This window comes from Streptomyces pseudoechinosporeus, from assembly GCF_054783935.1.
In genome coordinates this window covers 282,109-295,119 of record NZ_BAAGPS010000001.1, presented here as the reverse complement: position 1 = coordinate 295,119, position 13,011 = coordinate 282,109, and the positions used below count along the sequence as shown (strand labels likewise).

Here is a 13,011-nt window from a genome sequence, read left to right as displayed (position 1 = left end):
CGACCGCAGGTGTCTCCAGAGATTCCTGGAGATCCGACTAGCCCGAATTAGCGGTTTCCGGAGGGCGCTGCTAACCTTGTGTAACGACCGGTCGGACGCGCCAGGAAACATGTAGCGTGCCCGACCCGCAAGTGGAGGCTCCGATCTCCCACCTGGCCGTCCTCCGGGACGGCGGGTCACCCGGTCAGGCGGCCACCATCGTTCCGTACGGACGATGGAGCCGCAGGATATGCGCCCCGCGGGCTACCGCGGCGGTGCTCCGGTTGTCATTGGAGCCCCGCCTGCGTCCCGTCCGGGGCATTTTTCGTGGCTCCCGGTGGTTGGTCCCAGTTGAAGAGACGTACGCGAGCTGTCTGCCAGACAGCCGTGTGGTGCTAACCGAGGAGGATCCATCAGCGCCGAGCCCCGCATCAACGACCGGATTCGCGTTCCCGAGGTGCGACTTGTCGGTCCCAGCGGCGAGCAGGTCGGAATTGTTCCGCTTGCCAAGGCCCTGGAGCTTGCGCAGGAGTACGACCTCGACTTGGTCGAGGTGGCCGCGAACGCACGTCCGCCGGTCTGCAAGCTCATGGACTACGGGAAGTTCAAGTACGAGTCGGCCATGAAGGCCCGTGAGGCGCGCAAGAACCAGGCGCACACGGTCATCAAGGAGATGAAGCTCCGGCCGAAGATCGACCCGCACGACTATGACACCAAGAAGGGTCACGTCGTCCGGTTCCTCAAGCAGGGCGACAAGGTCAAGATCACGATCATGTTCCGTGGTCGCGAGCAGTCCCGGCCCGAGCTGGGCTACCGACTGCTGCAGCGTCTCGCGGAGGACGTCCAGGACCTCGGTTTCGTCGAGTCGAACCCGAAGCAGGACGGCCGGAACATGATCATGGTTCTCGGTCCGCACAAGAAGAAGACCGAGGCGATGGCCGAGGCCCGCCAGGCGCAGGAAGCCCGGAAGGCGGAAGCGAAGGCCAACCCTGGCAAGTCGCAGAACGTCGCCGAGGAGGCTCCGGCCGAGGCTTCCGCCGACGCCTGATTCCAGGGCGCAGGTCCTGGGGTCCAGGTCCCTGGACGAGAGTCCGGGGATGCCAACCGATACATCTGACGTTCCGCCGTGCCCGGTTTCACGACCGGGCATCGGAACGCCACTGACGAGGAGAGAACGGCGCTATGCCGAAGAACAAGTCGCACAGCGGTTCCAGCAAGCGCTTCAAGATCACCGGCTCCGGCAAGGTGCTCCGTGAGCGCGCCGGCAAGCGCCACTATCTCGAGCACAAGTCGTCCCGTCTGACGCGTCGCCTCACCGGTAACGCCGAGATGGCCCCGGGCGACGCCAAGAAGATCAAGAAGCTTCTCGGCAAGTGACGTCGGGAACGCATCGCGTACCTGATCTCTGACCGGGACCCAATCGATTTCGGGCCGTGTGAGTCCAACCACGGCCCCGCTACAAGGAGTTAATCAAGTGGCACGCGTCAAGCGGGCAGTCAACGCCCACAAGAAGCGCCGGGCGATCCTCGAGCAGGCTTCCGGCTACCGCGGTCAGCGTTCGCGCCTGTACCGCAAGGCCAAGGAGCAGGTCACCCACTCGCTGGTCTACAACTACAACGACCGCAAGAAGCGCAAGGGTGACTTCCGTCAGCTGTGGATCCAGCGGATCAACGCCGCTGCCCGCGCCAACGGCATCACCTACAACCGCTTCATCCAGGGCCTCAAGGCCGCGAACGTCGAGGTCGACCGCAAGATCCTCGCGGACCTCGCCGTCAACGACGCCAACGCGTTCGCTGCGCTCGTCGAGGTCGCGCAGAAGGCGCTGCCGTCGGACGTGAACGCGCCGAAGGCGGCGTGACGCTGCGCTCGGCTTCAGCCGCGTATGTAACGTCAACCGGACCCGCAGGCTGTCCACCGCGCCTGCGGGTTCGAGTGTGTCCGGGGGCGGCGGGGGCGAGAAACCGCACGAACCCCCCTCCGCCATCCCACCGAAGGTGAACCCATGCCATCCGTCCCCGAGCTGATCTCCCCGCGCTCCGCCCGTGTGTCCGCCGCGCGGCGGCTCGCCAAGCGGAACTTCCGGGTCAAGGAGCGGCTGTTTCTCGCCGAGGGGCCGCAGGCTGTGCGGGAGGCGGCCGGGCATCGGGGCGGCACCGGGCCCACGCTCGTCGAGCTGTTCGTGACTCTCGACGCCGCGGAGCGGTATGCCGACATCGTGGGGGAGGCCCGGGATGCGGGAGCCCGGGTGCACCTCGCCGACGAGGACGTGATCGCGGACATCTCCACGACCGTCACCCCGCAGGGCCTCGTCGGGATCTGCCGGTTCCTGGACACGCCGTTCGAGGAGATCATCGAGGCCGGGCCCGGACTGGTCGCCGTACTGGCGCATGTGCGGGACCCCGGGAACGCCGGAACCGTGCTGCGGTGCGCGGACGCCGCGGGAGCGGACGCCGTCGTCCTCACCGACGCCTCCGTGGACGTCTACAACCCCAAGGCGGTGCGGGCGTCGGTCGGTTCGCTGTTCCATCTGCCCGTCGCCGTCGGGGTGCCCGTGGCGGACGCCGTCGCGGGGCTCAAGGGCGCCGGAGTACGCATACTGGCCGCCGACGGGGCCGGTGAGCACGACCTGGACGACGAACTCGACCGCGGCACCATGAGCGGGCCCACCGCCTGGGTGTTCGGGAACGAGGCGTGGGGGCTGCCGGAGGAGACGCGTGCGCTGGCGGACGCCGTGGTACGCGTACCCATTCACGGAAAGGCCGAGAGCCTGAACCTCGCGACCGCGGCCGCCGTATGTCTCTACGCGTCCGCCCGTGCGCAACGCACCCGCGGTGCACGTCCCTGAGGGGGTCCGTTCCGTCACTATGAGCTAGTAGGGTGACGGGCTCGGGGGCCCACTCGCCAGGTCCGAGAGGTGGGGTACGGGGATGAGTGTCGGAACGAGCGGTGCGCAAAGGGCACTGCGAGCACGGGACGTGCACAGCGCAGCCGCGTCCCTGCGCGGTGATCTCACCGACCTCGGCATCGACCCCGACGACCTGCCCGACGGACTGGTGATCGCCGACGAGCGAGGCCGCGTGATCTGCTTCAACGCCGCCGCCGCCCGGATCACCGCCGTCCCCGCCGCCGACGCGCTCGGCCGGCAGCTGGAGTGGGCGCTCCCGTTAGAAGACCTGGAAGGCCGCCGCTGGTGGCAGCTGACCGACCCGTACGGCGGCCTCGCGATCCGCGTCGGACAGCCCGAGCGCAACCTGCTTCTCCCCGGGGGCCGCGAGGTTCTGGTCTCCGCGCGGTACGTACGCACCGCGCCCACCGGCCCCGTCCGCCGCGTCGTCGTCTCGCTGCGCGACACCGAGGCCCGCCGCCGCACCGAACGCAGCCACGCCGAGCTGATCGCCACGGTCGCCCATGAACTCCGCTCGCCGCTCACCTCCGTGAAGGGCTTCACGGCGACACTGCTCGCCAAGTGGGAACGGTTCACCGACGACCAGAAGAAGCTCATGCTGGAGACGGTCGACGCCGACGCCAACCGCGTCACGCGTCTGATCGCCGAGCTCCTCGACATCTCCCGCATCGACTCCGGGCGCCTCGAGCTGCGCCGCCAGCCCGTCGACCTCGGCGTCGCCGTCGGCCGGCACATCCAGGCGTACGTCGCCTCCGGCCAGTCCGCCGACCGCTTCCTGCTCCGCATCGGTCAGCCGCTGCCCGACCTGTGGGCCGACCCCGACAAGGTCGACCAGGTGCTCAGCAACCTGCTGGAAAATGCCGTGCGGCACGGCGAGGGAACCGTCACCATTGACGTAGAGCCCGCCCCGTCGCCCCGCGAACGGGAATGCGCCAGTACGTCGGTCACGGTGAGCGACGAGGGCCCCGGCATCCCGGAGGAGTCCATGAACCGCGTCTTCACCCGCTTCTGGCGGGGCAGCAAGCGCGGCGGCACCGGCCTCGGGCTGTACATCGTCAAGGGCATCGTCGAAGCCCACGGCGGCACCATCACGGTCGGCCGCGCCCCCGGCGGCGGCGCCCAGTTCCGATTTACGTTGCCCGTGGGCACCCCGGCGTATCTGCTGTAACGCCGACGAGGCCCCACGGGCGCATTCGCACACCCTGGGGCCCCTCTCGGTCTGGCGTCTGAGAGGACCCCTCACCCCCGTTAGACTCGGCCTTTGGCACCTTGCGTCCGAAGTCAGAGACGATTCGTCTCCGAGTCGTAGACGGGGACCTTCAGCCAGCCAACCGGAAGCACGGGAAGAGATGTCGGCACCGAACAAGTCGTACGACCCTGTAGAGGTCGAGGCACTGAAACCGGAACAGATCGAGCGCATGCGGGACGAGGCGCTCGCCGCCTTCGCCGCCGCGGACTCCCTCGACGCACTCCATGAGGCCAAGGTCGCCCACACCGGCCCCACCTCGCCGCTGGCGCTCGCCAACCGCGAGATCGGCGCCCTGCCCCCGCACGCCAAGGCCGACGCCGGCAAGCGTGTCGGCCAGGCCCGCGGCGCCGTGAACAAGGGGCTCGCCGCCCGCCAGACAGAGCTGGAGGCCGAGCGTGACGCCCGGGTGCTGGTCGAGGAGGCCGTGGACGTCACGCTGCCGTACGACCGCGTCCCGGCCGGCGCCCGGCACCCGCTGACGACCATGATGGAGCGGGTCGCGGACGTCTTCGTGTCCATGGGATACGAGATCGCGGAGGGCCCCGAGGTCGAGGCCGAGTGGTTCAACTTCGACGCCTTGAACTTCGGCCCGGACCATCCGGCCCGGCAGATGCAGGACACGTTCTTCGTCCAGGGCCCCAAGGGTGCTGACAGCGACGGCGAGTCCGGAGTCGTACTCCGGACCCACACCTCGCCCGTGCAGGCCCGCGCCATGCTCGACCGCGAGCCGCCGGTCTACGTCGTCTGCCCCGGCCGGGTGTTCCGCACGGACGAGCTGGACGCCACGCACACCCCCGTCTTCCACCAGATCGAGCTGCTGGCCGTCGACGAGGGCCTGACCATGGCCGACCTCAAGGGCACCCTCGACCACATGGTCCAGTCGCTCTTCGGCGCCGACATGAAGACGCGGCTGCGCCCGAACTACTTCCCGTTCACCGAGCCGTCCGCCGAGATGGACATGCTCTGCTACGTCTGCAAGGGCGAGTCCGTCGGCAACCCCGACCGCCCCTGCCGCACCTGCTCCAGCGAGGGCTGGATCGAGCTCGGCGGCTGCGGAATGGTCAACCCGCGGGTGCTGACCGCCTGCGGTGTGGACCCGGAGAAGTACAGCGGGTTCGCCTTCGGGTTCGGGATCGAGCGGATGCTGATGTTCCGCCACAACGTCGAAGACATGCGAGACATGGTCGAGGGTGACGTCCGGTTCACCCGGCCGTTCGGGATGGAGATCTGATGCGGGTCCCGCTTTCTTGGCTGCGGGAGTACGTCGACCTGCCGGCGACTCAGACCGGGCGCGACGTCCAGGCCAAGCTCATCGCCGCCGGTCTCGAGGTCGAGACCGTCGAGCAGCTCGGCGACGGCCTCAAGGGGCCGCTCGTCGTCGGCCAGGTGCTGACCATCGAGGAGCTGACGGAGTTCAAGAAGCCGATCCGCTTCTGCACCGTCGACGTCGGTCAGGCCAACGGCACCGGCGAGCCCCAGGAGCTCATCTGCGGCGCCCGCAACTTCGCCGTCGGCGACAAGGTCGTCGTGGTCCTGCCGGGCGCCGTGCTGCCCGGCGGCTTCGAGATCTCCGCGCGCAAGACGTACGGCAGGACCTCGCACGGCATGATCTGCTCCAGCGACGAGCTGGGCATGGGCGACGACGGAAGCAAGGGCATCATCGTGCTGCCGCCGCAGCACGAGGTCGGCACCGACGCGATCGAACTGCTCGAACTCGTCGACGAGGTCCTCGACATCGCGGTCACACCCGACCGCGGCTACTGCCTCTCGCTGCGCGGTGTCGCCCGCGAGGCCGCCATCGCGTATGGGGTGCCGCTGCGCGACCCGGCCCTGCTCGACGTACCGGCGCCGAACGAATTCGGCTACCCGGTCGAGGTGTCCGACCCGCTCGGCTGCGACCGCTTCACCGCACGTACGGTCACCGGCCTCGACCCGGAGGCGCGCTCCCCGATCTGGCTCAAGCGCCGCCTGCAGAAGGTCGGCATGCGCCCGATCTCACTGACCGTCGACATCACCAACTACGTGATGATGGAGCTCGGCCAGCCGCTGCACGCCTACGACCGCAACCTCGTCCAGGGCGCGATCGGTGTGCGCCGCGCCGAGCCGGGCGAGAAGCTCACCACGCTCGACGGCGTCGTGCGCACGCTGGACGCCGAGGACCTGCTGATCACCGACGACCGCGGGCCGATCGGCCTCGCGGGCGTCATGGGCGGCGCCAACACGGAGATCGCGGACCACGAGGACGAGGCCGGTACCACCGAAGTCGTCATCGAGGCCGCCCACTTCGACCCGGTCTCCATCGCGCGTACGGCCCGCCGCCACAAGCTGGCCTCCGAGGCGTCCAAGCGCTTCGAGCGCGGCGTCGACCCGCTGGCCGCGTCCGCCGCGGCCCAGCGGACCGTCGACCTGCTCGTGCTCCTCGCGGGCGGCACCGCCGAGGCCGGCGTCACCGAGGTCATCGCGCCCTCGGCGCCGCGCACCATCAGCATCCCGGCCGACCACCCGGACAAGGTTGCGGGCGTCGCGTACGGCCGCGAGACCGTCGTACGCCGTCTCCAGCAGGTCGGCTGCGACGTCTACGGGCAGGACCGGCTGACCGTCACCGTGCCGTCCTGGCGGCCCGACCTGACCGACCCGAACGACCTGGCCGAAGAGGTCATTCGGCTCGAGGGCTACGAGAACCTGCCCTCGACCCTGCCCAAGCCCCCGGCGGGTCTGGGCCTGACCGACCGGCAGCGGCTGCACCGGCGGGTCGGGCGTGCGCTGGCCGGTGCGGGTTACGTCGAGGCGCTGAACTACCCGTTCATCGGGACCGAGGTCCTCGACCAGCTCGGCCTGGAGGCCGACGACCCGCGCCGCACCTTGGTCAAGCTGGTCAACCCGCTCTCCGACGAAGAGCCGGCGATGCGCACGACTCTGCTGCCGGGGCTGCTCGGCGCGCTGCGGCGCAACGACGGCCGGGGCTCGCACGACCTGGCGCTCTTCGAGACGGGCCTGGTCTTCCGGCCGACCGGCCAGGAACACAAGGCCGAGCGCCTCTCCGTCGACCGGCGTCCCACCGACGAGGAGGTCGCCGGAGTCAACTCCGCGCTGCCGCGCCAGCCGCGTCGCGTCGCCGTCGTCCTCGCGGGCGCCCGCGAGCAGGCCGGCTGGTGGGGCAAGGGCCGTCCGGCGGACTGGGCGGACGCCGTCGAGGCGGCTCGTACCGTCGCTCGCGAGGCCGGTGTCGAGCTGACCGTGCGCAGCGATCAGCACGCTCCCTGGCACCCGGGCCGCTGCGCCGCGCTGTATGTCGCGGTGGACGGCGAGGAGACCCTCGTCGGTCACGCCGGTGAGCTGCACCCGCGGGTCATCAAGGCGCTGCACCTTCCGGAGCGCAGCTGCGCCATGGAGGTCGAGCTCGACCTCCTGGAGCAGGCGGGCACCGGCGCCCTTCAGGCGCCGCGTATCTCTGCCTTCCCGGTCGCCACGCAGGACGTCGCGCTGGTCGTCTCCCGGGACGCCCCGGCGGCCGACGTGGAGGCCGCGCTGCGCGAGGGCGCCGGTGAACTCCTCGAGTCCATCCGGCTGTTCGACGTCTACGAGAGCGAGCAGCTCGGCGAAGGCAAAAAGTCCCTGGCGTACGCGCTGCGCTTCCGCGCCGACGACCGCACGCTCACCGTCGAGGAGGCCTCGGCCGCCCGCGACGCGGCGATCACCCTCGCGGGCGAGCGCACGGGGGCGGTGCTGCGCGGGGCGTGACTCCGGCACATGCCCGCTGACCTGCGACGAGGGGCCCATCCGAAGCCACGGAGGGGCCCCTCACTCATTCGGGTGAGAATTCGGTGCCAACGGGCCATTCGGGTATGGACGTCGACAGAATCGATCCGGTCGATCGGCCGTCCACGAGCGCCGACCAGGGAAGGCCCCGCGACCGCCGTATCGCAGTCTGGGGGTCCGTCGGCATGATCCGTACCATCGCTCGGGGCGGCGCGCGCGTCGGTGCCTCCCGTGCGTGGCGGACACTCGTTCTCGTCCTGCCGGGTCTCTGGGTCGTCACCGTCGTCCTGTGGGAGGTCCTCCACCCCACCGGGGCCCAGCTGATCCAGCTCCTCGCCGCCGCCCCGGCCATCGCCTGCGCCGGCACGGGCCGCCGCTCGTGCGTACTGCTGGGCGGCGTGTGCGCGGTCTTCGCGCTCGTCCCGATCGGCTCGGCGGGCCGGGACGAGAGCATAGGCACCCGGTGCGGCACGTTCGCGGCCATCCTCGCCGTCGTCATCGCCAGCTATCTCACGGCCGGACGCCGCGCCCGGCTGCTGCGCGAACTCGAAAGCGCCCGCGCCGTCGCCGACGCCGCCCAGGCCGTGGTGCTCCGCCCGCTGCCGCCGCGACTCGACGGACTCGCCCTGGCCGCCGGGCAGTTGTCCGCGAGCCGGGGCGCCGTGGTGGGCGGCGATCTGTACGAGGTGATGGCTACGGCACACGGGGTGCGGGTGGTCATGGGAGATGTACGGGGCCACGGCCTGGCGGCGATCGGAACGGTCGCGTCGCTGCTGGGCAGCTTCCGTGAGGCGGCCCATGACGAGGCCGAGTTCGCCAGTGTGCTGCGCCGTCTGGAGCGTGCTCTGGAACGCCACCTTCGGGAACGGTCCCGCCATGAACACCCGTCGGTCTCCGATACGGATCCCCAGAGCCCGATCGCCGAGGACTTCGTGACCGTACTGCTGCTGGAAATCCGCCACGACGGCAAGGTGCACGCCCTCAACTGCGGTCATCCCTGGCCGTATCTGCTGCGCGCAGGCCGCGCGGAACTCCTCGCCCGCGCCGAACCCCTGCCCCCGCTCGGCCTGTTCCCACTCCCTGCCGAACTGCCGCCCACCGACTGCGGCCAACTTCAGCCCGGCGACGCCCTGTTCCTCTACACGGACGGCGCAGAGGACGCACGGGACAGCACCGGCCACTTCTTCCCGCTGCCAGCCGCGTTGACCGAGGCCGCCAAGGCAGATCCTGTCTCCCCGAGGGACGTGTTGCGTGACGTCTTCACCGGCCTCCAACGCCACACCGGCGGAAGCACGTCGGACGACATCGCGATACTGGTACTTCGCAACGACCGCCCAGCATTAGGCGCCCCTTTAGGGGCGCGGGGAACTGCGCGACAAGCCACGACGCACCCGCAGCCGACAAACCACCCGTAGCCCCCGCTGCTTAGTCGCCCTGCCCAACCCAGCGGAGCGAAAGGCGCCGCCCGCCCCAGCCACGGAGTGTCGGGCAGGCAGCTGGGCGGGCGGCGCGAAGACGGGCCACCGTACTGTACGAGGGGGAGCCGGCGGCCCGGCCGGCCTCTTTGCGAGGCAGTTCAGTCAACCGGCCGGAAACTCTCCGCAACAGCGCGCGCACAGCGCGGATTCGAGCACTCCGTTCACACCCCGTGTGAAGACGAACGCACTACTCTGTCCGCACCGAGCCACCCGGAGGGCCTTCATGCAGCCCAACACTCTGCTCGACGCGATTCTCGACGAGGCCGGGATATCCCACGCGGGACTCGCCGCCCATGTGAACCAGGCGGGGAGGAGCCGTGGCCTCGCGCTCCGTTACGAACACACCGCCGTAGCACGGTGGTTGAAGGGCCAGCGCCCGCGCGGCCAGGTGCCCGACCTGATCTGCGAGGTGCTCGCCACGCGCTTGCAGCGGCCCGTCACACTCGACGACATCGGCCTCGGCGTACCCGGCGAGTCGGCCTCTCCGCACGGCACGACCCTCTCCGGGTTCGTCGAACGGGCCACCGCCCTGTGGCGCTCCGACGAACAGCAGCGCCCGCACATCCTCGGCGCCCCCGCCGTCACCGGAACGCCTGCCGTGATGCCCGTATGGGAATGGGAGAACCCTCCCGAGGACACGGACGTCTCGCGCGGAGGCAGGCAGCGCGTGAGCATGGCCGACATCGAGATGCTGCGCGCCGCCCGCGCCCACTACGAGCAGATGTACCGCAAGACCGGCGGCATCGCGACCCGCAGCCGTATCGTCGGGTTCCTCAACTCCGAGACCGCGCCGCTCCTCAGAGGCAGCTACACCGACGCCACCGGCCGCCAACTCCACCGCGCGACAGGGGGGTTGGTGGCGATCGCGGGCATCTGCGCGTACGACTCCGATGCGCACGGCCTCGCCCAGCGCTACTTCCACCAGGCGCTCAGGCTCGCAAAGGCCAGCGGTGACCGGGGACTTGGCGCGTATGTCATCGCCCTGCTGGTCAACCAGTCGTTGTTCATGCGCGAGCACCGGCAGGCCGTCGCCTTCGCCGAGGCCGCGCTGCGCGCCGCGGGGCGGCACATCACACCGGCGCTCGCCTCCGACCTCTACGCGATGCAGGCCAAGGCGTACGCACACCTCGGCGACGGCAGCAGCGCCCTGTCCTGCATACGGCGTGCGGAGTCGGCCGCCGAACACATCCGGCGCGGTTACGAGCCGGACGAGACCGGCTATGTCCAGCCGGGCCTGGTCAACGTACAGGTGGCGGAGGCGCTGTTGAGCCTCGGTGACCTGACCGCCGCGCAGGAGCATGCCGCGGCTGCCGTGGACACTCCGGCGCACGACCGGGGCCGGGTGCACCGGCTCGCCATGCTCAGTCAGATAGAGCTGCGCCAGGGCAATGCGGACAAGGCGGTGGTCACCGCGGTCGAAATGGCCGAGCAGGCGCGGGGAATGGAGTCCCAGCGGCTGCGCGACAGACTGCGGGCGGTACGCGAGCACCTGGTGGCCAGTGACTGCGCGGGGACGTCCGAGGCCGCCGAACTCATCGCCGGGGCACTGCGCGTACCGCTGTAGGCAGAGCCCCGGGCACTGCGCCTACCGCCGCGAGCGGACCGCCGGCGGACCACCATGAGTCTGCTGTGAAGACGCTCCTGCTGCGATATTGCCATCTACTCGGCGGAAGGTGGCAGAACCGTGCAGTGGACGAAACAGAACGAACAAACTGTGTATGCAAACCGCTGGTTCAGCGTCAATCTCGCGGATGTGGAGCTGCCGGACGGTCGGCACCTCGACCACTTCCTGATACGGCTGCGGCCCGTCGCCGTGGCCACCGTGGTGAACGAGGCCAACGAGGTGCTGTTGCTGTGGCGGCACCGCTTCATCACCGACAGCTGGGGGTGGGAGCTCGCGGCGGGCGTCGTCGAGGACGGCGAGGACATCGCCGTCGCGGCGGCCCGTGAATTGGAGGAGGAGACCGGGTGGCGGCCGGGACCCCTGCGCCATCTGATGAGCGTCGAGCCCTCCAACGGGCTCACCGACGCCCGGCACCACATCTACTGGGCCGACGAAGGCGCGTACATCGGACACCCCGTGGACGACTTCGAGTCGGACCGTCGGGAATGGGTTCCACTCAAGCTCGTCCCCGACATGGTCGCCCGCGGAGAGGTCCCGGCCGCCAATATGGCAGCCGCGCTGCTCCTCCTGCACCATCTCAGGCTCGGGCAGGACGCTTTGCCCTGATCCCCCCACCGCGTCCTGGGACCTAGTGGCCCAGAGCCTGCCAGACCGCCACGGCGAGTGCGCCCACGGCCGTGACGACCGCGACTGCGCGCAGTGGCCAGCGGGTGTGTTCCAGTGCGACGACGCGTGCGCTGAGGTCGTCGAGATCCTTGGCGGTCTGTTCGGCGCGATGACTGAGCAGAGCCTGTCCTCCCTCGACGCGGGCATGCGCCACATCGAGGCGACGGCGTAACTCTGCGAGTTCTCCATGGACCACGGGATGCTCCGGGTCGGCGGTCACGAGTCCGCTCCTTTCAGTAGTCGTCACATCCCTTACGTGCGCACGGAAAGTCAACCCGCCCTGGTGGGCACCTGGGGAGCGTGTGCGAGGGGCATATGCGGGCTCGGTGCGCACACGGTGTGTGAATGGCGCGGGCCCGGCGCTCGGAAGAGGGCCGGGCCCGTCGGCCTGAGACGTACGGACCGTGGTCGGTACGAGGATGCCGCTAGGCGTAGGTGTAGAAGCCCGAGCCCGACTTCCGGCCCAGGCGGCCCGCGTCCACCATGCGCTGGAGCAGTGGGGGAGCGGCGTACAGCGGTTCCTTGTACTCCTCGTACATCGAGTACGCCACCGACGCGACCGTGTCCAGGCCGATCAGGTCGGTCAGCTTGAGCGGGCCCATCGGGTGGGCGCAGCCCATCTCCATGCCGTTGTCGATGTCCTCGCGGCTCGCGATGCCCGACTCGAACATCCTTATGGCGGACAGCAGATACGGGATCAGCAGGGCGTTGACCACGAAACCCGAGCGGTCCTGGGCCCGGATCGAGTGCTTGCCCAGGATCTTCTCGACCAGCGACTGCGCCCGGCCGATCGTGACCTCGGAGGTGGTGAGCGCCGGGATCAGCTCGACCAGCTTCTGCACGGGGGCCGGGTTGAAGAAGTGGATGCCGATGACCTGGTCGGGACGCGAGGTGGCGACGGCGAGCTTCACCAGCGGGATGGAGGAGGTGTTGGAGGCCAGGATCGCGTCCTGACGGGTCACCACCTGGTCGAGCACCTGGAAGATCTCCGTCTTCACCTGCTCGTTCTCGACGACGGCCTCGATCACCAGGTCGCGGTCGGCGAACTCGCCCAGATCGGTGGTGAAGGTGAGCCGCGCCTGTGTGGCAGCCAGCTCCTCCTCGGAGATCTTGCCGCGCTCGGCGGCTTTGGAGAGCGAGTTGTAGAGCCGGGTCCGGCCGATCTCCAAGGCCTCGCCGGTGGTCTCGGCGACCATCACATCGAGCCCGGCACGGGCGCACACCTCGGCGATGCCCGCTCCCATCTGACCGCAGCCCACCACTCCGACACGTGAGATGTCTCCGAAGGTGTCCGTCACATCGTCCCTTTCGCTGGTCCATGGGGGTGGCAGGACCCCGGGGGCGCCTGCTC

12 protein-coding genes are annotated in these 13,011 nt (G+C 69.8%); 10 read left to right on the top strand and 2 right to left on the bottom strand.

The features are described 5' to 3' along the window. Positions 1-391: 391 nt before the first annotated feature. The 10 genes from infC (at position 392) to ACYVO6_RS01300 (ending at position 11,600) form a co-directional block, all read left to right on the top strand. Complete coding sequence (gene infC / locus ACYVO6_RS01345) at positions 392-1,027, top strand: translation initiation factor IF-3 (protein ID WP_344393655.1); 636 nt, start codon at positions 392-394, stop codon at positions 1,025-1,027. 134 nt (positions 1,028-1,161) lie between these two features. Beyond that, positions 1,162-1,356 carry a 50S ribosomal protein L35 gene (gene rpmI / locus ACYVO6_RS01340; RefSeq protein ID WP_033323442.1) on the top strand — a complete coding sequence of 65 codons (195 nt, stop codon included), beginning with the start codon at positions 1,162-1,164 and terminating at the stop codon, positions 1,354-1,356. A 97-nt stretch (positions 1,357-1,453) separates the two neighbouring features. Next, on the top strand, positions 1,454-1,837 hold the full coding sequence (gene rplT / locus ACYVO6_RS01335) for a 50S ribosomal protein L20 (RefSeq protein WP_033323444.1): 384 nt from the start codon (positions 1,454-1,456) through the stop codon (positions 1,835-1,837). Between the two features lie 144 nt (positions 1,838-1,981). Beyond that, positions 1,982-2,824: a TrmH family RNA methyltransferase gene (locus ACYVO6_RS01330; protein WP_461056514.1), complete on the top strand. Its 843-nt coding sequence runs from the start codon at positions 1,982-1,984 to the stop codon at positions 2,822-2,824. Between the two features lie 82 nt (positions 2,825-2,906). Beyond that, a complete protein-coding gene (locus ACYVO6_RS01325; RefSeq protein WP_461056513.1) occupies positions 2,907-4,052 on the top strand; it encodes a sensor histidine kinase in 1,146 nt (381 codons plus the stop codon). Between the two features lie 181 nt (positions 4,053-4,233). After that, positions 4,234-5,364 carry a phenylalanine--tRNA ligase subunit alpha gene (gene pheS, locus ACYVO6_RS01320; RefSeq protein WP_461056512.1) on the top strand — a complete coding sequence of 377 codons (1,131 nt, stop codon included), beginning with the start codon at positions 4,234-4,236 and terminating at the stop codon, positions 5,362-5,364. Continuing rightward, positions 5,364-7,874, top strand: coding sequence for a phenylalanine--tRNA ligase subunit beta (pheT, locus tag ACYVO6_RS01315; RefSeq protein ID WP_461056511.1), 2,511 nt, complete (start codon positions 5,364-5,366; stop codon positions 7,872-7,874). The genes pheS and pheT overlap by 1 nt, the downstream gene beginning before the upstream one ends. Before the next feature lie 203 nt (positions 7,875-8,077). Beyond that, a complete protein-coding gene (locus ACYVO6_RS01310) occupies positions 8,078-9,307 on the top strand; it encodes a PP2C family protein-serine/threonine phosphatase (RefSeq protein WP_461056510.1) in 1,230 nt (409 codons plus the stop codon). A gap of 286 nt (positions 9,308-9,593) precedes the next feature. Continuing rightward, on the top strand, positions 9,594-10,934 hold the full coding sequence (locus tag ACYVO6_RS01305; protein WP_461056509.1) for a transcriptional regulator: 1,341 nt from the start codon (positions 9,594-9,596) through the stop codon (positions 10,932-10,934). Positions 10,935-11,054: 120 nt separating this feature from the next. Then, a complete protein-coding gene (locus ACYVO6_RS01300; RefSeq protein ID WP_165338362.1) occupies positions 11,055-11,600 on the top strand; it encodes an NUDIX hydrolase in 546 nt (181 codons plus the stop codon). Positions 11,601-11,622: 22 nt separating this feature from the next. Here the strand turns inward: ACYVO6_RS01300 and ACYVO6_RS01295 are convergent, their stop codons facing one another. Further along, a complete protein-coding gene (locus ACYVO6_RS01295) occupies positions 11,623-11,880 on the bottom strand; it encodes a hypothetical protein (RefSeq protein WP_033323455.1) in 258 nt (85 codons plus the stop codon). A 205-nt stretch (positions 11,881-12,085) separates the two neighbouring features. Further along, complete coding sequence (locus ACYVO6_RS01290) at positions 12,086-12,958, bottom strand: 3-hydroxybutyryl-CoA dehydrogenase (RefSeq protein WP_461056508.1); 873 nt, start codon at positions 12,956-12,958, stop codon at positions 12,086-12,088. Positions 12,959-13,011: the final 53 nt, after the last annotated feature.

What these genes read in the sequence shown, in the direction of transcription:
- rpmI (WP_033323442.1), top strand. Translation starts at nt 1,162, where the DNA reads ATGCCGAAGAACAAGTCGCACAGCGGTTCCAGCAAGCGCTTCAAGATC.
- ACYVO6_RS01330 (WP_461056514.1), top strand. Translation starts at nt 1,982, where the DNA reads ATGCCATCCGTCCCCGAGCTGATCTCCCCGCGCTCCGCCCGTGTGTCC.
- ACYVO6_RS01325 (WP_461056513.1), top strand. Translation starts at nt 2,907, where the DNA reads ATGAGTGTCGGAACGAGCGGTGCGCAAAGGGCACTGCGAGCACGGGAC.
- pheS (WP_461056512.1), top strand. Translation starts at nt 4,234, where the DNA reads ATGTCGGCACCGAACAAGTCGTACGACCCTGTAGAGGTCGAGGCACTG.
- pheT (WP_461056511.1), top strand. Translation starts at nt 5,364, where the DNA reads ATGCGGGTCCCGCTTTCTTGGCTGCGGGAGTACGTCGACCTGCCGGCG.
- ACYVO6_RS01310 (WP_461056510.1), top strand. Translation starts at nt 8,078, where the DNA reads ATGATCCGTACCATCGCTCGGGGCGGCGCGCGCGTCGGTGCCTCCCGT.
- ACYVO6_RS01305 (WP_461056509.1), top strand. Translation starts at nt 9,594, where the DNA reads ATGCAGCCCAACACTCTGCTCGACGCGATTCTCGACGAGGCCGGGATA.